Source organism: Pseudomonas sp. 478, assembly GCF_003254125.1.
Lineage (GTDB): Bacteria > Pseudomonadota > Gammaproteobacteria > Pseudomonadales > Pseudomonadaceae > Aquipseudomonas.
On record NZ_QKZG01000022.1, the window covers coordinates 1 to 20,296 of the forward strand.

The following is a 20,296-nucleotide window of genomic DNA, read 5'->3' on the forward strand; positions in this document are numbered from 1 at the left end:
CAAGGAATGGCTGGAGGGCAGGGCTGCAAATGCTCATGTGTCGACGGCTCGCGTGCTTAAGGCCCATAAAAAGAAAACACCTTGAAAGGGCTGGCCGTAAGGGCGGAACCAATAGCCGCCGTGACCGCAAAAACGGATATGTACCCCAACCTTAGTCACGCTGCCCGGTCTAGTGCCCGCGAATGTAGTGCTCCAGCTGCCGAATCAAATCCGCCTGCTCAACGATCGCTTCCTTGACCAAATCCCCAATCGATAACAAACCAATCAGCTCGCCCCCCTCCACCACCGGCAAATGACGCAGATGGCTGTCAGTCATCACCGCCATGCAACGCTCAATACTCTGCTGACTGTCAGCCGTCACCACCGGCGCGCTCATGATGTCGCGCACCGGCGTACCGACCGAAGAGCGCCCCTGCAAAACCACCTTGCGCGCATAGTCACGCTCGCTGATCACGCCGACCACTTGCCCGGCCTCGATCACCGGAAGCGCGCCCACGTTCTTTTCGGCCATGATCCTCAGCGCCTCAAGCACCATTTCATCCGGGGCGATGCTATGCACCTGACGGTTTTGCACGACCTTGAGTTTCAGCAATTGTGCGGCTGTTTTCATAAATGCCTCCGATGCGGATACGCGATGCTGTTGAACAGGCTCAAGCCACCCCGACTTCCACCACGCCGCTGTTCAACCGCACGGGCCAGACACGCAGACGCTGTTGCGGATACTCCAGGCAGCTGCCGTCCTCAAGGCGGAAATGCTGTTTGTAGATCGGCGATGCAACCACCAGATCACCCTTGATGCTGCCGACCAACCCGCGACCGATCACATTGGCCCCGGACTGCGGGTCATGGTTGTCGATGGCGTAGAGGGTCCGACCCTCGGCACCCGGCAGGTAGAACAGCGCCACTTGCGCGCCGTCGAGCCAGACGACAACGCCGGAGTTGCTGACCAGGTCCTGTTGCTCGCACACCGTTTGCCAGGCCTCGGGGTTTTCCAGGGAATCGGTGCGTTGGGTATTGGACTGGCTCATCAGGCAATCTCCTCGGTGACAGGGATAAGGTTGAGTTCGGCGGCCATGATCGGGCGCCGCTGGCCGCGTTCCTGGACAAAGTGGATGTCCGGGTCCGGGCGTTTATCGTTGACGAAGGTACGGAAGCGCTTGAGTTTTTCCGGGTCTTTGAGGGCGTTGGCCCATTCGCATTCATAGCGATTGACCACCAGTTGCATCTGCGATTCGAGCTCTTCACCCAGCCCGAGGCTGTCGTTGATGATCACTTCCTTGAGGTAATCGAGGCCGCCCTCCAGGCTTTCGCGCCACACCGAGGTGCGTTGCAATTTGTCGGCGGTGCGGATGTAGAACATCAGGAAGCGGTCGATGTAGCGGATCAGGGTCGCGTCGTCGAGGTCGGTGGCGAACAGCTCGGCATGGCGCGGGCGCATGCCGCCGTTACCGGCGATGTAAAGGTTCCAGCCTTTCTCGGTGGCGATCACGCCAACGTCTTTGCTCTGGGCCTCGGCGCACTCGCGGGTGCAACCAGACACCGCAAATTTGAGCTTGTGTGGCGAGCGCAAGCCCTTGTAGCGGTCCTCGATGGTCAAGGCCATTTGCACGCTGTCTTGCACGCCATAACGGCACCAGGTGCTGCCGACGCAAGATTTCACGGTGCGGGTGGATTTGCCGTAGGCGTGCCCGGTTTCGAAACCGGCTTCAATCAGTTCGGCCCAGATGTCCGGCAACTCATGCAACTGCGCGCCGAACAGGTCGATACGCTGGCCGCCGGTGATTTTGGTGTAGAGGTCGTATTTCTTCGCCACAACACCAATCGCGATCAGTTTGTCGGCGGTGATCTCGCCACCGGGGATGCGCGGCACCACCGAATAGGTGCCGTTTTTCTGCATATTGGCCATGAAGGTGTCGTTGGTGTCCTGCAACGGCACCAGCGACGCGTCCATGATCGGCTGGTTCCAGCACGACGCGAGGATCGAGCCCACCGCCGGTTTGCACACGTCGCAACCGGTGTGGCCACGGCCATGCTTGGCCAGCAGTTCTTCGAAGGTAATCACCCCTTCTACCCGCACCAGCGCATAAAGCTCCTGACGGGTATAGGCAAAGTGTTCGCACAGGCTTTTGTCGACGCTGACGCCACGGGCGATCAACTCATGTTCGAAAACCTGCTTGAGCAGCCCGGCACAACCACCGCAACCGGTGCAGGCCTTGGTCTGCGACTTGAGCAGGCCGAGGTCGGTGCAGCCACCGTCGATGGCCGAACAAATGGAGCCCTTGGTGACGTTGTGGCACGAGCAGACTGTGGCCGCTTCGGGCAACGCGCCCGGGCCCAGGGTCGGCGCGCCTTCGGACGACGGCAGAATCAGGCTGGCGGGTTCCGCCGGCAGCGCAATCGCGTTCTGCATGTATTGCAGCAGCGTGTCGTAATAGCTGTTGTCACCGACCAGCACCGCGCCGAGTACATGCTTGCCCGTCGCGTCCACCACCAGGCGACGATAGCTGGCCGTGGTTTCGTCGATGAACTGATAACTGCGCGAGCCCGGCGTGCTGCCGTGGGCGTCGCCGATGGAGCCGACATCGACGCCCAGCAGTTTGAGCTTGGTCGACATGTCCGCGCCCATGAACGGCTCGGCGGTTTCATTGCACAGTAGTGCAGCAACGCCGCGCGCCATTTGGTAACCCGGGGCAACCAGGCCAAAAATGCTGCCATTCCACGCGGCACACTCGCCGATGGCGTAGATGTTCGGATCGCTGCTCTGGCATTGGTCGTCAATTACAACGCCGCCGCGCGGGCCGACTTCCAGCGAGCATTGCCGGGCCAGTGCGTCTTGCGCACGAATACCGGCGGAGAACACGATCAGGTCGGTTTCAAGAAATTCGTCATTGGCGAAGTTCATCCGGTAGCGGTATTCCTCACCTGCGCTGATCGATTGCGTGCCGCACGACAAATGCACGCCGACGCCGAGCCGTTCGATCTGCGCCTTGAGCGCCAGGCCACCGTATTCGTCCAGTTGCACCGGCATCAGGCGCGGGGCGAATTCCACCACATGCGCTTCCAGCCCCAGGGTTTTCAGGGCGTTGGCCGCTTCCAGTCCCAGCAAGCCACCGCCAACCACCACACCGCGTCGGGCGTTGCTGGCCGCGGCACGAATGGCGTCGAGGTCTTCAAGGGTGCGATACACCAGGCGCGAATCGCCCTCGGCGCCTTCGATCGGCGGCACAAACGGATAGGACCCGGTGGCCAGCACCAATTTGTCGTAGGAGACACAGCCTTGCGCGGTGATCACCTGGCGGCGTGCGCGGTCGATTTCCAGCACCGGAGCCCCCAGATGCAACGTGACGCCTGGGGTCTGGTACAGCGAGGCTTCGCCGAGGGCCAGCGACTCGGCATCACGGCCGGAGAAATACTCGGAAAGGTGCACGCGGTCGTAGGCACGCATCGGCTCCTCGCTGAACACGTGTAGCCGATAGTGATCAAGGGCACCGCGTTCGATCAGCTGTTCGACACAATGATGTCCGACCATGCCATTGCCGATCACGATCAGCGTTTGCAGCTTGTTCAAAGTGGCAACATTGGAATTCATAAGAGACACCCGTCGATAGCTGTTCAAAAAGCAAAAAAAAACGCCTGAAACCTTGCGGTTCCAGGCGTCTTTGCCTGTTCATTTACGGTGCTAAGTCAGGCATCTATGCCGGAACCACCGATGTTGCCCACGACCTGTTCGGCCAATCGATCGTCGTTGACCGAGGGGGCTGCCCACTCGACTGCGTCACAGTGGGCCTGAACAGTGTCTTGCAGACTTTGTGCCAGTCGGCGATTGGCAGTCCTTGCGCCCGTAAACGTTGACCACAGGTGTCGATGAACGCCCGATATTTGCCTTCGCATAGTGCAGCGCAGGGGTGCGCGGCCTTATAAAAGTGCACAAAGGCGATCCCATTCCGGTTCAGAATTTGCCACCCAACGGGTATTCGATCGCCAGGCGGAGCTGATTGGCGTCCAGTTCTGCTTGAGCCGCATTCCCGCGATGAACCGCATGGCGCAGGCTGAACGCGAGGTTTTTCGCAACGCCCGACTGCACCACATATTTGGCCTGTAGATCACGCTCCCAATGCTTGCCACCCTGCCCGTAACCCAGCCATTTGTAGCCGCCGTTCGGGTCCATATCAGTACCGTCGATGCCGCTGCCGCGCACGTACAGTGCGCCGAAGCTAAGGCCGGGAATGCCATAACCGGCCATGTTCAGGTCATAACGCGCTTGCCAGGAAGCCTCCCGGGGCGCGTTGAAATCGGACAGCGCCACGGCGTTGCTCAAGTAGATCGCGCCACGGGTCACGTAATCGAAGGGCGTGTCGCCATCGACCTTTTGATACCCCAGCCCGAAGCTGTGGGCCCCGAGTTTGTAGGTCGACAGCAAACTCCAGGTGGTGTTGTCGATGCGGCCGGACAAGGCTTTGCCAGTGTCCTGGGTTCGGTACAAATTGAGATCAAAGATCAGGTCCTGGCCTTCCGCCAATGGCTGGGTGTAGACCACGCCCAGGTAGTGCTGGCGCCAGGTGTCGGCGTAGTCCGCGCTGAACAGGCTGGCGTTGAGCCCTTTGACCGCCGTGTTGCGCACCCCCACCAGATCGAAGCTGTCGCCCTGTTTGCCGTTGGAGTAATTGACCACAAACCCTTGGTCATGACTGGTGGCATTGCGGTCGGTGCTCTCGTTGAAATGTCCGCCATACAGGGTCGTGGCGGGCAGTTCGCGACTGGTCAGCAGCCAGCCGGTGGCGGTCTCCGGTAGCAAGCGGCTGTCGGATGAACCGAACACGGGGGTTTTTACCCGCTGCTCGCCGTAACGCAATTCCGTCGAGGAAAACCGCAGCTTGCCCACGGCGCCGCCTCGGCTGAACTCATCCTTGGGGTGCCCGTCATTGTCCACCCCCAACACCCGCGCCTTGCCGGCCCGGCCGCCGCCGCTGTCCAGTTCCCAGCCGGAATAGACATGGGCATCCAGGCCCAGCCCTACGGTGCCGGTGGTGTAGCCGGACATGAAATCGGCCATCAGGCCATAGGCCCATTCCTCGGCCAGGTCACTGCGTTCGGATCGGGGCTTGAAGGCATTGCGCGCGCCATTGCTCAGTGAGCCGTGTTCATAGTCGCGACGGTCGTAGAGGCTGCGGTTGAGCAGGCTCCATTGACTGTCTTCGATAAAGCCTTTTGCGGTGTCTTGCTCTGAAGCCAGGGCGAGCAGGGACTGCCCGCCCAATGCCAGTAGCAGGGTGTGCGTCGATAGGGTTTTCACAGTGCAACTCCACAGAATTCCGGGTCTGCAAGGTGTCCCGCCGAACGGGGGACACCCTTGGGCACGTCAGAGGTATTTGAGGATCGCGATATCGCGACGGCGCTGTTTGAGGTTGGCGAACCAGCGCGTCGGGAAGAACAGCAACACCCCGAGGATCACACTCCACAGCCACACCGTGGGCAGGTTGTCGAAGCCATAGTAGCCCCCCTGATTGGCACCCCAGATCGACACTGCCGCCAGGTACATCGCCTTGAGTACGTACAAGTGCAGCAAATAGAAGAACATCGGCGCCCCGCCGTAAATCGCCAGGGTCGCGGTGGACCAGCGATCCTGGAGCTTCTCGAACAGCGCCAGCAAGATCAGCGAAAGGCCAATCGTCGGCATCAGGAACATCAGCGAGGGCGGGTACTTCTTGGCGCTCATGAAACTCATGAAGGTGCGCAGCGAGTCACCAGTCTGCACCCAGGGTTTCTCGCCATAAACGTTGAGGTAGCGAATGAACACGAACGCCACCAGCAGGCCGGCGCCCAGTTTGAGCAGGCGGGAAATCCGCTCGGCCGAGTCCATGTCCTTGCCGAACCATGGCCCGATCCCCCACCCCAGCAGGATCACGCCAATCCAGGGCAATACCGGGTATGTGGTGCGGGCCCGGGTGAAATCGGTGATGTCGATAAACACCCGCTGATGCAGGATCGACCACGGCACGAAGAACGGCGACTCCGGTCCCACGATCACGCCATCAAGCAGGTTGTGCCCGGCGACAATCGCCACGCCGAGCACGATCAGCCAACCGCGTTTGAAGTGCAGCAACCCGGCGAGCACGATCATGCATATGCCGATACACCAGATCACCTGCAGCCACAGGGTCTTGGGCGGGAACTCGGCGTTCCAGGCAAAGCACACGAAGGTGACTTCCAGAAACACCAGGAACAACCCGCGCTTGAGTAGGAACACCGAGGTTTCTTTCGCCGTGTGCTTCTGGCTGTAGAGCCAGGCTGACAAACCGGTGAGGAAGATGAACGCCGGGGCGCAGATCTCGCTGAGCATGCGGGTGAAGTACAGGTCCGGAGTGACACTTAACGCATCGATCGGGTCGGTCACCTGACGGTGCAGCAAAAAGGTTTCGCGCACATGGTCGATCAGCATCAACAGCATGACGAAACCGCGCAGGGCGTCGATCGCCAGCATTCGGGTGTTGGCCTTGACGGCACTGGTTGCAAACGCAGGGGAAGCGGTTGTCGCCTGCCCTGCCAATCCTGAAGATGGGGTCATATCAGTCACTCATGTAGTGGTCGAGGGATCAGGCCTGTTTCTTCAGCCTGGCGACTTCCGATGCCGGCAGCTGCGACGGCGCGCGCGGCAACGGCGTCTGGCCCTGTGATCGATAGAACGACAGTGTCGAACTGAAGCTCTTTATATCGAACGGTTCGGCCTTGCCTTGAGGACTGATGCGTTCGCCGGGCGTGCGGTCCTTGTATTCCACGGCCACCACGTAGGTGCCCTGCCATGGCAGCTCGAAGCTGACTTTGCCCGCGGCATCGGTGCGCTGGGTAAACACTTCGCCGGAGCCGGTTTCCAGCACCACGTCCTGGTCGGCCAACGGTTTGGACGCATAGAACACCTGGAACTGCGCCTTGCCTGCATCGGCGACGCCGGTCGGCACGATGTCCAGGGTCAGTTCCGGGGTGCGCGCGCGCAAGTCACCGACCCAACGGGTTGCCGGTGTCCAATGAGTCTTCAGCGCCTTGTCCGCCTCATGGATATCGAAGATCGGATAGTGCGGGTCCTGGGCCAGCAGCGAATCATCTGCCCGGGTTTGATGGGCCACCGCAAACGCCTGACGCTGCAAGGTCAGCGTTAATGGCTGGGACCGGTTGCTGATCGACCAGCCCTTGAGTTGCTGAAACCGGTCCATCCCGCCCGGCGTGACTTCCAGCATGTTCTTGTCATATTCCCCGTAGTACAACGCCAGGGGTTGGCCGGGTGGTTGTTCGTACCAGATTTGATGCGCCTCGCTGCTGCTCGCCAGCAGGAGGACGCCGTAACCCAATAGTGCTTTTGCGTTGCTCATTCGCATTTTTTTACGCTCCGATTGGTGTTATTCAACGGGTCGTTGCCGCCTCGTTTTATCGAAACCAGCCAGACAACAAACCGTTCCCCTCTCTCTGAACGCATTACAGCGCAGAGACTTTTGCGCTTTGCTCTGAAATCCGCGCGTACGGAGCAATCGGCAACTGTTTTTGTGGCTTGAAACAGCCGTTTATGCGGCTTGCGCCAGGATGAGGCGCCTTGGGCCGTTGTGCCGGCCTGATGTCCAAACGCAGTGCAATTGCGAATACAACGGTGGGAGCGAGCCTGCTCGCGAAGAGGTCGTTACATTCAACATCTCTGTTGACTGTGACGCCGCCATCGCGAGCAGGCTCGCTCCCACAGGGGGGGCATGTCGGGATTGGAAAAGGGGGTTGGTTCAGTGGCGCAGCAATTTGCGCAGCGGCACGCCGTCCTTGAGCACCGGAGATTTGATGACGATGTAACTGAAGTACTTGGAGATGCCGATGTTCTTGTCCAGCAGGCTTTCGATCACTTCCTGATAATGCTGGATGCTGCGGGTCATGAAGCGCACCAGGTAATCGTAGCCACCGCTGATCAAATGGCATTCAAGCACTTCGTCCACCAAGCGGATGTTGGACTCGAACTTGGCGAAGTCTTCGCGCTTGTGGTCACTCAAGGTGATTTCGGTAAACACCGTCACCGAATCGGTGATCTTGGCCAGGTTCAGGTGCGCCTTGTAGCTGGAAATATACCCGGCCGACTCAAGCCGTTTGACCCGTTGCAGGCAGGGACTGGCCGACAACCCCACCGCATCGGCCAGGCTGACGTTGGTCATGCGCCCGTCCTTTTGCAGCTCCACCAGGATGCTGATGTCGATTCGGTCCAGTTTGACTAACCCTTCCATTGCGTACCTCTTGACTGCCGTTTGTAAGACAATCTTCTAGCAAAATCAGCGCCGTAAAGACAGCTGATGCTGAGCCACCAGATCCGCCATGCTGTTAATACAGTAATCCGCCGCGCACGGCGTAGGGTGTTTTGACTGGCCGCGACAGATCAGGCACACGTCTTTGGCCGCCTGTCGATCGGCCGACGGTCGGGTCACGTGCAGGATGTTGCCGGCTTCAAAATCGTTAGTCTTTAACCACTGCGGATCGAGTAAAGGGTCGCTGGCCAGTGAAATGAAATCGTCAGGCATGATCCCCAATCGTTCACACAGCAGTCCTCGATCCTCGGCATCCCGGTCGCCGTGCACCAGCAAGCGGTAGAACTTGCGCAGGTACAACATCGCGCCGGGCGCGTCCTCGAACAGCGACCAGCCGGCCACCGAACGGGCAAAGCTCATGCCCTCCTCCCAACTGGCTTTCAGGCCCCAACGCTCGGCCAGCTGGCGATGGGCGAAACACAGTACGCCACTAAAGCCCAGTTCGGCGAAACGCGGATACAGCGCTCGCACCACCTCGCTGTATTCGGCCAGCACCTGTTCCCTGTCCGGGTGACCGCCTCGGCTGTCCAGCAGCGGTTGCAGTGCCGTCCAGACACCCGAGTCCCGATCGACCAGGACCTCATCGCAATCGATGAGCAGTGCTCGATATTCAGTCAGCCCCATGGTGCGCAAAGCCTCCGATGATGCATTCCATCAATCCATGCTCCATAAACGCTCACGGACGATGCCTTGTGGCACCGCCCCGAGCGGCCATGAGCTCAGTTCAAGACCCGTGCCAATGCCGCTTCAAGAATCTGCAGCGCTTCATCGACCTGTTCTTCGGTGGTCACCAGCGGCGCAAGGAAGCGCAACACGTTGCGGTACACACCGCATTTGATCACCAGCAAACCACCGCCCCGGGCTTCATCGATCAGTCGCTGATTCAGGTCAGCGTCCGGCGTGCGGGCCGCGTCATCCTTGATCAGTTCGATCGCCAGCATGAACCCGGTGCCGCGCACGTCGCCGATTTGCCCGTGACGAGCCTGCAAACGCAGCAGGCCTTGGCGCAAACGCTCACCGAGTGCTTCGCCGCGGGTCAGCAGCTGTTCTTCCTCGAAGGCCTCGATCACCGCCAGCGCGGCGGCGCAGGACAAGGCGTTGCCACCGTACGTGCCGCCCAGGCCACCGGGCAGCGGCGCGTCCATGATCTCGGCCTTGCCGACCACCCCGGACAACGGCAAGCCACCGGCCAGGCTCTTGGCGACGGTCACCAGGTCCGGCTGAATGCCGGCGTGCTGGAAACCGAACCACTTGCCGGTACGGCCGAAACCGGTTTGGATTTCATCGAGAATCAGCACGATGCCGTGCTTTTCCGTCAGCACGCGCAGGGCCTGGAGAAATTCCGCCGGTGCTGACAGGAAACCGCCGTCGCCCTGCACCGGTTCGATGATGATCGCGGCGACACGCTCAGGGGCAACCTGGGTGGCCAGCAACTCGTCGAGGGCCTTGAGCGCCATCTCGCTGGTGACGCCGCGATAGGCATTTGGATACGGGGTGTGGAAGACCTCCGGCGCGAACGGCCCGAAGTTCTGCTTGTACGGCTGGCTCATGCCGGTCAGCGTGGTGCCGAGCAAGGTGCGGCCGTGGAAACCGCCGCGGAAGGCGATCACCGCCGAGCGATTGGTGTGGGCGCGGGCGATCTTCACCGCGTTTTCCACCGCTTCGGCACCGGAGGTAAAGAACGCCGCTTTATACGCTTCTTGACTACCGATCATTTCGCACAGGCGTTGGGCCAGGTCCAGATAAGGCTTATAGGCCACCACCTGGAAACAGGCGTGAGAAACCTTTTGCAATTGCGCCTGCACCGCGGCGACCACCTTCGGGTGGTTGTGACCGATATTCAGCACACCGATGCCGCCGACAAAATCCAGGTAGCGCTTGCCGTCCACGTCCCATAACTCGGCACCTTGGGCGCGATCGATCACCAACGGGTGAGCGGTAACCAAGCCACGCGGCACGAATTGATCGCGCTGACGGAGCAAATGAGGGGTTTCGTCGACTTTGCTATTCATGGCATTTCCCATCGTGAGTCCGGCAACCGGGAGGTGGTTGCGATGGTGTTCAGGTTAAGCCTTGCGCGAAACGATCTACGCCGAACTTGGCCCCTGAGAAATTCGGATCGACTGTTTTCACCCTGCCAAACGGCAGATTCCTTTCGCCCGCCGAATCTGCCGGGCGGTCGCCGATCGAACATCACGAAACCCGTTTAACCCGGCCCTTTCGACAGATCCTGCGCCGACGTTGCGCGATGATGTTCAGCACCTTCATCCCTTCAGGACATGCCCATGGCCCTGCTTTATAAAGCTGACCCTGTGCGCGGCGAACAGTGGAAAGCGCTGTTCGCCAAACACGCCCCGGATATCGAATGGCGCGCCTGGCCGGACATCGGTGATCCCGCGGACATCGAATACCTCGCCGCCTGGCAGGCACCCGACGATCTAGAGGCGTTGCTGCCGAATCTGAACGTGTTGTTCGCGTTGTCGGCCGGGGTCGATCAACTGGACCTCAGTCGCTTGCCCGCGAGATTGCCGGTGGTGCGCCTGCTGGACCCGGGCATCACCCGCGGCATGTGCGAGTACGCCAGTTTTGCGGTGCTGAGCCTGCACCGGGACATGCTGCGTTATCGTCAGCAACAAATGGCGCGGTGCTGGCAGGCGCACTTGCTGCAACCGGCGGCTACGCGGCGGGTCGGGGTCATGGGCCTTGGCACCCAGGCTCAGCAGATTATGGCGACCTTGCAGCCCCTGGGCTTTGCCTTGTCGGGCTGGGCGCGCAGTGCGCATCAGGTCACTGGCGTGGAGTGTTACGCCGGTCGCGAGCAACTGCCGGCGTTTCTCAGCCAGTGCGACATTCTGTTGTGCGTGCTGCCGCTGACGGAGCAGACCCAAGGCATTCTCGATCGTGAATTGTTCCGGCAATTGCCCCATGGCGCGGCGTTGATCAACATGGGTCGTGGCGGGCATCTGGTGGAGAGTGATCTGCTTGAGGCGCTGGACAGCGGGCAGCTCAGTGGCGCGGTACTCGATGTGCTGCAGGAAGAACCGGCGCCGGAGGATCATCCGTTTTGGGATCATCCGCAGATTCTGCTGACACCGCATATTGCCGCTATGACGCAGCCGGAGAGTGCGTTTGGGGTGTTGTTGGAGAATATTCGGCGGCATCAAAGCGGCGAGCCGATGGTGGGCCAGATCGACCGCACCCAAGGTTACTGACTAAAACACAAATCGACTGTGGGAGCGGCGGTGCGACGATTCGACTTGCTCGCGAAAGCGGTGTGTCAGTCGACATCAATATCAACTGACAGGAAGCCTTCGCGAGCAAGCCCGCTCCCACATTGGTTCGGTGGAGGGTTCAGAGTCTGTCGGCGATGGCTTTGCCGACATCCTGAGTGGAACCCTTCCCCCCCAAATCCGGTGTGATCGGCCCCTGCGCAATCACCCGCTCGATCGCCTGCAAAATCCCGTCATGCGCCGCGCGATAACGCTCTTCTCCATTCCCCAGAAAATCCAGCATCAACGCCCCGGACCAGATCATCGCAATCGGGTTGGCGATGTTCTGCCCATAGATGTCCGGTGCCGAGCCATGCACCGGTTCGAACAGCGACGGAAAGCGACGTTCGGGATCGAGGTTGGCCGACGGCGCGATGCCGATGGTTCCTGCACACGCAGGCCCCAGGTCGGACAGGATGTCACCGAACAGGTTTGACGCCACCACCACATCGAACCGATCCGGTTGCAGCACGAAACGCGCGCACAGAATGTCGATGTGCTGCTTGTCCCAGGTGATGTCCGGGTATTGCGCCGCCATCAATGCGGTGCGCTCGTCCCAGTACGGCATGCTGATGGAAATCCCGTTGGACTTGGTCGCCGCCGTCAGGCGCTTGCGCGGTCGGGTCTGGGCCAGGTCGAAGGCGAACTTGAGGATCCGGTCCACGCCGCGCCGGGTAAACACCGACTCTTGCAGCACGAATTCATGCTCGGTGCCTTCGAACATCTTGCCGCCCACCGACGAATACTCGCCCTCGGTGTTCTCGCGGATCACCACGAAATCGATGTCTCCCGGCTTGCGTCCGGCCAAGGGGCACGGCACGCCGGGGAACAGGCGCACCGGGCGAATGTTCACGTACTGGTCAAAGTCCCGACGAAATTTGAGCAGCGAGCCCCACAGGGAAATGTGGTCCGGCACCTTGTCCGGCCAGCCCACGGCGCCGAAGTAGATCGCGTCGAAACCCTTGAGCTGTTCAAACCAGTCGTCGGGCATCATCTGTCCGTGTTCCAGGTAGTAATCGCAATGCGCCCAGTCGAGCACTTCGATACTCAGGTCCAGCTGCCATTTCTTCGCGGCTTGCTCCAATACGCGCAGCCCTTCCGGCAGGACTTCCTTGCCAATGCCATCGCCGGCAATCGCGGCGATTTTGAATGTCTTGCTCATCAATTTGCCTCCCCGTGTCAGTGAATTACAGCCCACCGATGTGGAAGGCTTTGACTTCAAGGTATTCATCCAGACCGTACTTGCTGCCTTCGCGGCCCAGGCCTGATTGTTTGATGCCGCCGAACGGGGCGACTTCCATGGAAATGATCCCGGTGTTGAGGCCGACCATGCCAAATTCCAGCGCCTCGCCGAAACGCCACGAACGACGCAAATCCTGAGTGAAATAGTAGGCACCCAGACCGTAAGGCGTGGCATTGGCCAAGGCGAGGGCTTCGGCTTCATTGGTAAAGCGCATCAGCGGCGCCACTGGGCCGAAGGTTTCTTCATTGGCCAGCAGCATCCCCGCGTGGGCCTCGCCGAGGACCGTGGGTTGAACAAACTGGCTGTCGCCCTCGGGCATGCCGCCGCAGAGCAAACGTGCGCCCTGGCTCAGGGCATCGTCAATGTGCCGGGCGACTTTGCTCACCGCCGCCGGGTTGATCAGAGGGCCGATGGTGACGTCGGCGTCCAGGCCGTTACCGACCTTGAGCTTGCCCACCTCCTCCACCAGACGCTGGGCGAAGCGTTCATAAATACCGTCCTGCACAAGAATCCGATTGGCGCAGACGCAGGTTTGCCCGGCGTTGCGAAACTTGCTGAGCATGATGCCGGCCACCGCCTGCTCAAGGTCAGCGTCGTCGAACACAATGAATGGCGCGTTGCCGCCCAGTTCCAGGCTCAGGCGCTTGATGTGTTCGGCGCTCTGGCGCATCAGCAAGCGGCCGACGGCGGTCGAGCCGGTGAAGGAAATCTTGCGCACGCTCGGGTTACCGGTCAGCTCTTCGCCGATCCCGGCGGGCATGCCGGTCAACACGTTGAACACCCCGGCCGGGAGGCCCACGCGCTCGGCCAATACCGCCAACGCCAAAGCAGACAACGGCGTCAGGTCCGAGGGTTTGACGATGATCGGGCACCCTGCCGCCAATGCCGGCGCGCATTTGCGGGTGATCATCGCGTTGGGGAAATTCCACGGGGTGATCGCGGCGCACACACCCACCGGTTGCTTAAGCGTCAGCAGTCGGCGGTCACCGCTGGGGGCCGGCATGGTTTCGCCGTAGACCCGCCGGGCCTCCTCGGCGAACCATTTGACGAAACCGGCGCCGTAGCGAATTTCGCCTTTGGCTTCGTTCAACGGTTTGCCCTGTTCGCACGTCATGATCAGCGCCAGGTCGTCGAGGTTGTCGATCATGGCCTGATACCAGTGTTCGAGCAGCGCCGCACGTTCCGCCGCCGGGCGAGCGCGCCAGGCCGGCCAGGCTTTTTCCGCCGCTTCGATGGCGCGACGGGTTTCCGCGCCTTGCATCGCCGGTACGCGGGCAATCAGCTGGCCGTTGGCCGGGTCGATGACGTCCAGGGTTGCGGCGTTGTCAGCGCCGATCCACTGCCCGTCGACATAGGCGAGTTCTGCCAGAAGGCTGGGGTCTTTCAAACGATTCTTGAGCATGGTCGAGTCCTGATCCGAGACATGCTTAAGTCTATGGAGGTGCTGCGGATGAGGATGCTGAAAGTGCCGATTGGGCGGTGTTGGATGCTGAAAATGGCGGTGGAACGGCAGATTCATGATCTGTCTGATCCTGTGGGAGCGGGCTTGCTCGCGAAGGCGGCATAACATTCAACATCACCGTTGACTGACACACCGCTTTCGCGAGCAAGCCCGCTCCCACATGTGATCTCTATAGCTTCAGGGAACCCAACAATCCATCCAAAAACCGCTCCCCAGCCTCCATCTGGCTGATCTCGACGAATTCGTCCGGCTTGTGCGCCTGCTCGATCGAGCCCGGTCCGCAAACCACCACTGGCACATCCAGGCGTTGCTTGAACAGCCCGCCTTCGGTGCCGAATGAGACTTTGGCGGTGCCGGTATCCGGCGCGGCGAAGTTCTTCAGGAAGCGCACCGCTTCAACACTCGGGTGCGTATCGAGGCCGGGATAGACGTTGACGGTTTCAATCTCGATCGCGGCGACACTGGACAGTTTTTTCGCCTCACGCACGATGACTTCGGCACGCTCGCGCATCTGTTCCAGGAACTGATCCAGATCGTCCGCCGGCAAGTTGCGCACTTCGAAATCGAGCGTGCACAGGTTCGGCACAATATTCAGCGCCTTGCCGCCGACAATCTGCCCGACATGCACGGTGCTGTAAGGCACGTCGTAGTCAGCATCCTGGGCGCCCTGCTCTTGCAGCTGCTGCTGGCTTTGACGCAACGCAGTGATGAAATCGCAAGCCACATGAATTGCATTGACCGAGCGTGGTGCCAGCGATGAGTGCGCCTCCAGGCCCCGACAGTAAGTGCGGTAAGAACCCTTGCCCTTGTGCCCCAACACAAACTGCATGTTGGTCGGCTCACCGATCAGGCACAAAAACGGCCGCACAGGTGCCAGGTGCAACACGTCCAGCAAACGGCGCACGCCGACGCAACCGGTTTCTTCGTCATGGGACAGCGCCAGTTGCAGCGGCCGGTTCAAGGGGCTGTCCGCCGCGTCGAGCATGGCGTCGATGGCCAATGCAATGAAGCCCTTCATGTCGCAACTGCCACGGCCGTAAATTCGTCCGTCCTGCACCGTCGCCTGAAACGCCGGGAAGGTCCAGGCCTGCCCCGCCGCCGGCACCACGTCGGTATGCCCGGACAGCAGAACCCCCGGCAACTCGCGAGGCCCGGTGCTGGCGAACAGGTTGGCCTTTTTGCCGGTTTCATCCTTGACGATCAGCGACTCGATGCCCTTGCTCAGCAGCAAGTCCCGCACGTACTCGATGAGGGCCATGTTCGACTCCGAAGACACGGTGTCGAAGGCCATCAGGCGTTTGAGAATATCCAGTACACGGGGTTTCATGAGGCCTTGCTCCGTTGCTCGGCTGAGAGGGCGAACCGGTTGATGGAGAACGGTTCAATCGAGGTGCTGGTGCTGCCGGTGCTGATCAGTTCGGCCATCACATCGCCGACACCCGGGCCGAGCTGAAAGCCGTGGCCGCTGAAGCCGAAAGCGTAGAACAAGCCATCGACGGTGCCGCTGGGGCCCATCACCGGCAGGGAATCGGGCAGATAACCTTCGATGCCGCTCCAGACCCGGATAATGTTGAGGTTGCCGACACCCGGCAGCAGGCGGCGCATTTGCTCCATCTGATTGAGGATGCTGCGCGGCTCGACATAGGCCCGGCGATTGAGCATGTCCGGTTTGCTGCGGTAGCCACCGCCGATGACGATGTTGCCGCGCGGGATCTGCCGGAAGTAGATCACTTCCTCAGGAATTTTGGTGTACACGCCGATCACCGTCGGCAAGGCGTAAGGCACCGGTTCGGTCACGGCCATTTGCGGGCCATGGGTGTCCAGCGGCACCGGCTCGCCGAACTGCGCCGACAGTTTCTGACCCCAGGCGCCGGCGGTAATCAATAGCTGGGCGGCGCTGAATTGGCGGCCATCGGTGGTGGTAATGCTGAACTCACCACCGACCTTCTGCACCTCGGCGACTTCGGTTTGTTCCTCGATCCGCGCGCCGAGGCGTCGTGCGGCACGGGCAAACGCCGGGGCGGCCAAACGCGGGTTGGCGTGGCCATCGTGGGGCGCGTAGGAACCGCCCTTCACGTCGGGCCCGAGAAACGGGAACCGCGTGTGCAGCTCGGCACCGCGATAGATTTCCAGATCCAGTTGCGCCGCTTCGGGCGCTGCCGCGTAGGCTTCCAGTTCAGGGATTTCGTCTTCGCGATAACACACACGCATGTGCCCGCTGGCGATGAATTCGAGGTCGTCGTCGATTAGCTCCGGCAAGCGCTTCCACAGCGCCCACGAACGGTTGGCCAACGCCAGCTGCCCAAGGAATCGGCCCTGGCGCCGCACGTTGCCGAAGTTAACGCCGCTGGCGTACTGACCGATCTGATCGCGCTCCAGCAGGATCACCGACTGACCGCGCTGACGCAGAAAAAACGCCGCCGCCGAGCCCATCAGGCCGCCGCCGACAATCACGACATCGGCTTTGTGAACCGTCATGGCGACACCTCCTCGGTGAGCATCGAAAGGGGTTTGACCGGCGCCTGACCGCGCTGCCGGCCGACCTGTTGCACGCTGACGCCAGCAGCGGCAGCAATCACCTCGGCCCCGGCCTGGGAACAATAACGGCCCTGGCAACGGCCCATGCCGACCCGACTGAACGCCTTGGCCCGATTGACTTCGCAGGCGCCCTTTTCGCTGACGGTACGGCGCAACTCCCCGGCGCTGATCATCTCGCAACGACAGACGATGGCGGCATCCGGTAAATCTTTGGCTTGCGCCGACGGCCAGGGAAACGCCTGCGCCAGCCCCAGGCGAAATTGATCCATCACCGCCAGCGCGTGGCGTTGTTCGTCGCGCAACCCGGCATTCACCGGTTGGTTCAGGTCCTCCAGCAGCGCCATGGCGACCAGCCTTCCGGCATGTTCAGCGGCATCCGCGCCACGAATCTTCGAGCCGTCCCCGGCCGCGTACACACCACGGACCGAGGTCCGGCCGTCCTCATCAACCGCCAGTAACCATTGGCTGGACGCCTCATCGAAACGCAGGCGACAACCGGCCAGGTCCGCCAATTGCGTTTCCGGGCGCAGGTGATAACCCAGGGCCACGGCATCGCAATTGATCGTCAGGCTTTCCCCGCGCGCCGTGCTGACCCGTACGCCACTGACACCGCTTGCCGCGTCGCCCAGCACTTGCTGAGGTTTGATCCCTAGGTGTACCGGGATTTTCGCCTGATACAGCTGCGCCAATAGTTTCATCCCGGTGAACAGCAATCCCGGACGCGCCAGCAGTTTGGGCATGGCAAGGATGCGTTTGCTCAGCGGCGAGGTATCGAGCACTGCCGCCACCTTGGCGCCGGCTTTAACATATTGGCTGGCCACCAGATACAGCAACGGCCCACTGCCCATGAACACCACGCTGTGACCGATGGAAACCGCCTGGGATTTGAGCGCGATCTGCGCCCCGCCAAGGCTGTAGGTGCCCGCCAGTTGCCAGCCTTCAATCGGCATCAAACGATCGGTCGCGCCAGTGCAGAGGATCAACGCGTCGTAATCCGCCGTTGTATGCTTGCCCTGACTGACGCAGCACAGTTGCCCCGGCGTGAGGTTCCACACCAGCGTGTCAGGTCGGTAGTCGATCTCCCCGCGCAAACGGTCGAAGCTTTGGTGCAGATCCCGGGCCTTGCCAGCTTCGGTGCCATACAGCGTGGCGTAATCGCGGGTAAAGCCTTCCGGTTGGCGACGGTAGATCTGCCCGCCATCCCGGCGATTTTCATCGATCAGGATCGGCTTTAAACCCGCAGCCACCAGGGTTTCGGCACAGCGAATACCGGCCGGCCCGGCGCCGACGATAACGACTTTATTAGAGCTCAGCCGTGCAGTGGCCATGTCGCCTCCGGTTGTGTAGTGACGATGTCCAGCCCTTCACGGACTTCGTTGGAACAGGCACGCAGGCGTTCGCCGCTGCGGGTCCAGACCCAGCAATCCTGGCACGCGCCCATCAAACAAAAACCGGCGCGCCGGCCCGAATCGAATTCCGACTGGCGTAGCGCCGAGCCCTGGGTCAGCAACGCGACCATCAGGGTATCGCCCTGCAACGCCTCGATGGCTGCACCGTCCACCTTCAAATTGACGGTCGGCCGGCCCTGCTCGGCCAACCTCACAAAACGCCCCTTCATGCATAGGCTCCCTGGGTCATGATGTTCAAATCCTGCTGGGTTTTCAGCAGCTCGGCGGTGTCGTGGTGGCAAAGGATTTCGCTGCCACCGGCGATGACTCGGCGGCTCGGCGCGGTGTGATTGCACAGGCCATCAACCCGCACCGGGCACCGATTGAGAAAGGTGCACAACTCCGGCACGTTGGCTCTGGCGCCGATTGGCGGCAGTTCGCCGCAGGTGGTGCCGCAGTTCTCCAGCCAGCCCTGACGCAGTTCCGGCACCGAATGAATCAACAGGTCGGTGTAAGGATGAAACGGCGCCTGGGCGAACGCTTGCCGAGTGCCGGCCTGGATCTTGTGGCCGCTGTACATCACCACAATGTCATCGCACAGCGCGCGGACGGTGGAAATGTCGTGGCTGATGAACAGGTACGAAACCCCCAGTTCCTGACGCAGGTCGCGCAGCAGTTCGAGAATCGCCGCGCCGACCACAGTATCCAGCGCCGAGGTCACCTCATCGCACAGAATCAGGTCCGGTTTGGCCGCCAGCGCCCGGGCCAGGTTGACCCGCTGCTTTTGCCCGCCAGACAGTTCACTCGGACGCCGCTCGGCCATATCTCGCGGCAGGCGCACCAGGTCCAGCAACTCGCCGATGCGCTCGCGCAATGCGGCCCCTTTGAGACCGAAATACATCTTCAGCGGCCGGCTCAGAATCGTGCTGACACTGTGCATCGGGTTGAGCGCGGTGTCGGCGTTCTGGAAGACCATTTGAATGCGGCGGAACTGTTCGGCGGTGCGCTCGGACAGGCTGCCACCCAGTGGCTGACCATCGAAGGTCAGCCCGCCCAGCGCCGGGGTCAGCAACCCCGCCACCACCCGCGCCAGGGTCGATTTACCCGAGCCCGACTCACCGATCACGCCGATAGCCTGACCCCGGCGCACCGTCAGGTCGATGTCTTCCAGCACCCGAATCGACGGCATGCCGTGCATGTTCTTGTTGCCGTAACCGGCGGTCAGGCCCTGGATCGTCAGCAATGGCGTGTCTTGCGCCACATCGCAGGGCGGGCGAATCGTCGTGTCCGGCCGCGCCGCCGCCAACAGGCTGCGGGTGTATTCGTGGGCCGGGCCTTTGAGTAAGGGCGCGGTGGCGCTTTGTTCGAAAATCTCACCGCCGTTGAGCACCACAATCTGATCGGCCATCTGCGCAACCACGGCGAGGTCGTGGGACACGTAAACCGCCGTCGCTCCACGTTCACGCACCACCCGTTTGAAGGCGCGCAGCACGTCGATCTGGGTCGTCACATCGAGGGCCGTCGTCGGTTCGTCGAGCACCACCAGCAGCGGATCGCTGATCAGCGCCATCGCCGCCATGACCCGCTGTAGTTGTCCGCCCGAGACCTGATGGGGATAGCGCTGGCCGATGCGATCGGGGTCCGGCAACGCAAGGTCGCGGAACAATTCGACGGCCTTGGCTTCGAGCGCAGCCCGGCTGCCCAGGCCATGAATCAATGCGCCCTCCACCACTTGATCGATGAGTTTTTTCGCCGGGTTGAACGCCGCCGCCGCACTCTGGGCGATATAGGACACACGGTTGCCCCGCAGGCCTTGCAGCTCGTTTTCGCTCAACGCCAGCATGTCGTGCTCGCCGATCTGCACCACGCCGGACGCCAGGCGACAACCGCGCCGGGCGTAACCGAGCAGCGCCAGGGCGATGGTGGTCTTGCCGGAACCGGACTCGCCGATCAACGCCAGCACTTCACCTTTGGCCAGGGAGAAACTCACGCCCTTGACGATTTCGACTTCGCCACGCTCGCCACAGGCGACCACGCGCAGGTTCTCGACTCGAATCAATTCACTCATT

General features: G+C 61.4%; 17 protein-coding genes. 1 reads left to right on the forward strand and 16 read right to left on the reverse strand.

The annotated features are described in order from the left end of the window. Positions 1 to 169: 169 nt before the first annotated feature. The 9 genes from DFS28_RS29445 to gabT all read right to left on the reverse strand — a co-directional run bounded on the left by DFS28_RS29445 (position 170) and on the right by gabT (position 10,339). Positions 170 to 610, reverse strand: a complete 441-nt coding sequence (locus tag DFS28_RS29445) for a CBS domain-containing protein (RefSeq protein ID WP_111452578.1) — start codon at positions 608 to 610, stop codon at positions 170 to 172. A gap of 40 nt (positions 611 to 650) precedes the next feature. Beyond that, on the reverse strand, positions 651 to 1,028 hold the full coding sequence (nirD, locus tag DFS28_RS29450; protein ID WP_111452579.1) for a nitrite reductase small subunit NirD: 378 nt from the start codon (positions 1,026 to 1,028) through the stop codon (positions 651 to 653). After that, positions 1,028 to 3,589: a nitrite reductase large subunit NirB gene (gene nirB, locus DFS28_RS29455; RefSeq protein WP_111452580.1), complete on the reverse strand. Its 2,562-nt coding sequence runs from the start codon at positions 3,587 to 3,589 to the stop codon at positions 1,028 to 1,030. Before nirB ends, nirD begins: the two co-directional genes overlap by 1 nt. 360 nt (positions 3,590 to 3,949) lie before the next feature. Further along, positions 3,950 to 5,293 carry an OprD family porin gene (locus DFS28_RS29460; RefSeq protein ID WP_111452581.1) on the reverse strand — a complete coding sequence of 448 codons (1,344 nt, stop codon included), beginning with the start codon at positions 5,291 to 5,293 and terminating at the stop codon, positions 3,950 to 3,952. A gap of 66 nt (positions 5,294 to 5,359) precedes the next feature. Then, positions 5,360 to 6,565: a DUF1624 domain-containing protein gene (locus DFS28_RS29465; RefSeq protein WP_111452582.1), complete on the reverse strand. Its 1,206-nt coding sequence runs from the start codon at positions 6,563 to 6,565 to the stop codon at positions 5,360 to 5,362. Between the two features lie 28 nt (positions 6,566 to 6,593). Then, positions 6,594 to 7,364: a DUF4198 domain-containing protein gene (locus DFS28_RS29470; RefSeq protein ID WP_225607355.1), complete on the reverse strand. Its 771-nt coding sequence runs from the start codon at positions 7,362 to 7,364 to the stop codon at positions 6,594 to 6,596. A 396-nt stretch (positions 7,365 to 7,760) separates the two neighbouring features. Then, positions 7,761 to 8,249, reverse strand: a complete 489-nt coding sequence (locus DFS28_RS29475) for an Lrp/AsnC family transcriptional regulator (protein ID WP_008055821.1) — start codon at positions 8,247 to 8,249, stop codon at positions 7,761 to 7,763. 45 nt (positions 8,250 to 8,294) lie between these two features. Continuing rightward, complete coding sequence (locus DFS28_RS29480; protein WP_111452584.1) at positions 8,295 to 8,951, reverse strand: HAD family hydrolase; 657 nt, start codon at positions 8,949 to 8,951, stop codon at positions 8,295 to 8,297. A 95-nt stretch (positions 8,952 to 9,046) separates the two neighbouring features. After that, positions 9,047 to 10,339 (reverse strand): 4-aminobutyrate--2-oxoglutarate transaminase, encoded by a 1,293-nt coding sequence (gabT, locus tag DFS28_RS29485; RefSeq protein ID WP_111452585.1) that lies wholly within the window; start codon positions 10,337 to 10,339, stop codon positions 9,047 to 9,049. A 273-nt stretch (positions 10,340 to 10,612) separates the two neighbouring features. Between gabT and DFS28_RS29490 the strand changes: the two genes are divergently transcribed. Further along, entirely contained in the window at positions 10,613 to 11,539 is a 927-nt protein-coding gene (locus DFS28_RS29490) for a glyoxylate/hydroxypyruvate reductase A (protein WP_111452586.1), read from the forward strand. Positions 11,540 to 11,678: 139 nt separating this feature from the next. Here DFS28_RS29490 and DFS28_RS29500 read toward each other — a convergent pair whose 3' ends face one another. The 7 genes from DFS28_RS29500 to DFS28_RS29535 all read right to left on the reverse strand — a co-directional run bounded on the left by DFS28_RS29500 (position 11,679) and on the right by DFS28_RS29535 (position 20,295). Then, the gene (locus tag DFS28_RS29500) at positions 11,679 to 12,758 is read right to left on the reverse strand and encodes a tartrate dehydrogenase (RefSeq protein ID WP_111452587.1); all 1,080 of its coding nucleotides are present in this window, start codon (positions 12,756 to 12,758) and stop codon (positions 11,679 to 11,681) included. 25 nt (positions 12,759 to 12,783) lie between these two features. Beyond that, positions 12,784 to 14,241, reverse strand: coding sequence for an NAD-dependent succinate-semialdehyde dehydrogenase (locus tag DFS28_RS29505; RefSeq protein ID WP_111452588.1), 1,458 nt, complete (start codon positions 14,239 to 14,241; stop codon positions 12,784 to 12,786). A gap of 229 nt (positions 14,242 to 14,470) precedes the next feature. Continuing rightward, positions 14,471 to 15,628, reverse strand: a complete 1,158-nt coding sequence (argE, locus tag DFS28_RS29515) for an acetylornithine deacetylase (protein WP_111452590.1) — start codon at positions 15,626 to 15,628, stop codon at positions 14,471 to 14,473. Further along, positions 15,625 to 16,779 (reverse strand): FAD-binding oxidoreductase, encoded by a 1,155-nt coding sequence (locus DFS28_RS29520; protein WP_111452591.1) that lies wholly within the window; start codon positions 16,777 to 16,779, stop codon positions 15,625 to 15,627. The genes argE and DFS28_RS29520 overlap by 4 nt, the downstream gene beginning before the upstream one ends. Beyond that, on the reverse strand, positions 16,776 to 18,167 hold the full coding sequence (locus tag DFS28_RS29525; RefSeq protein ID WP_111452592.1) for an NAD(P)/FAD-dependent oxidoreductase: 1,392 nt from the start codon (positions 18,165 to 18,167) through the stop codon (positions 16,776 to 16,778). The genes DFS28_RS29520 and DFS28_RS29525 overlap by 4 nt, the downstream gene beginning before the upstream one ends. Beyond that, positions 18,149 to 18,457 carry a (2Fe-2S)-binding protein gene (locus DFS28_RS29530; protein WP_111452593.1) on the reverse strand — a complete coding sequence of 103 codons (309 nt, stop codon included), beginning with the start codon at positions 18,455 to 18,457 and terminating at the stop codon, positions 18,149 to 18,151. Before DFS28_RS29530 ends, DFS28_RS29525 begins: the two co-directional genes overlap by 19 nt. Continuing rightward, positions 18,454 to 20,295, reverse strand: coding sequence for an ABC transporter ATP-binding protein (locus tag DFS28_RS29535; RefSeq protein WP_111452594.1), 1,842 nt, complete (start codon positions 20,293 to 20,295; stop codon positions 18,454 to 18,456). Before DFS28_RS29535 ends, DFS28_RS29530 begins: the two co-directional genes overlap by 4 nt. Position 20,296 lies beyond the last annotated feature (1 nt).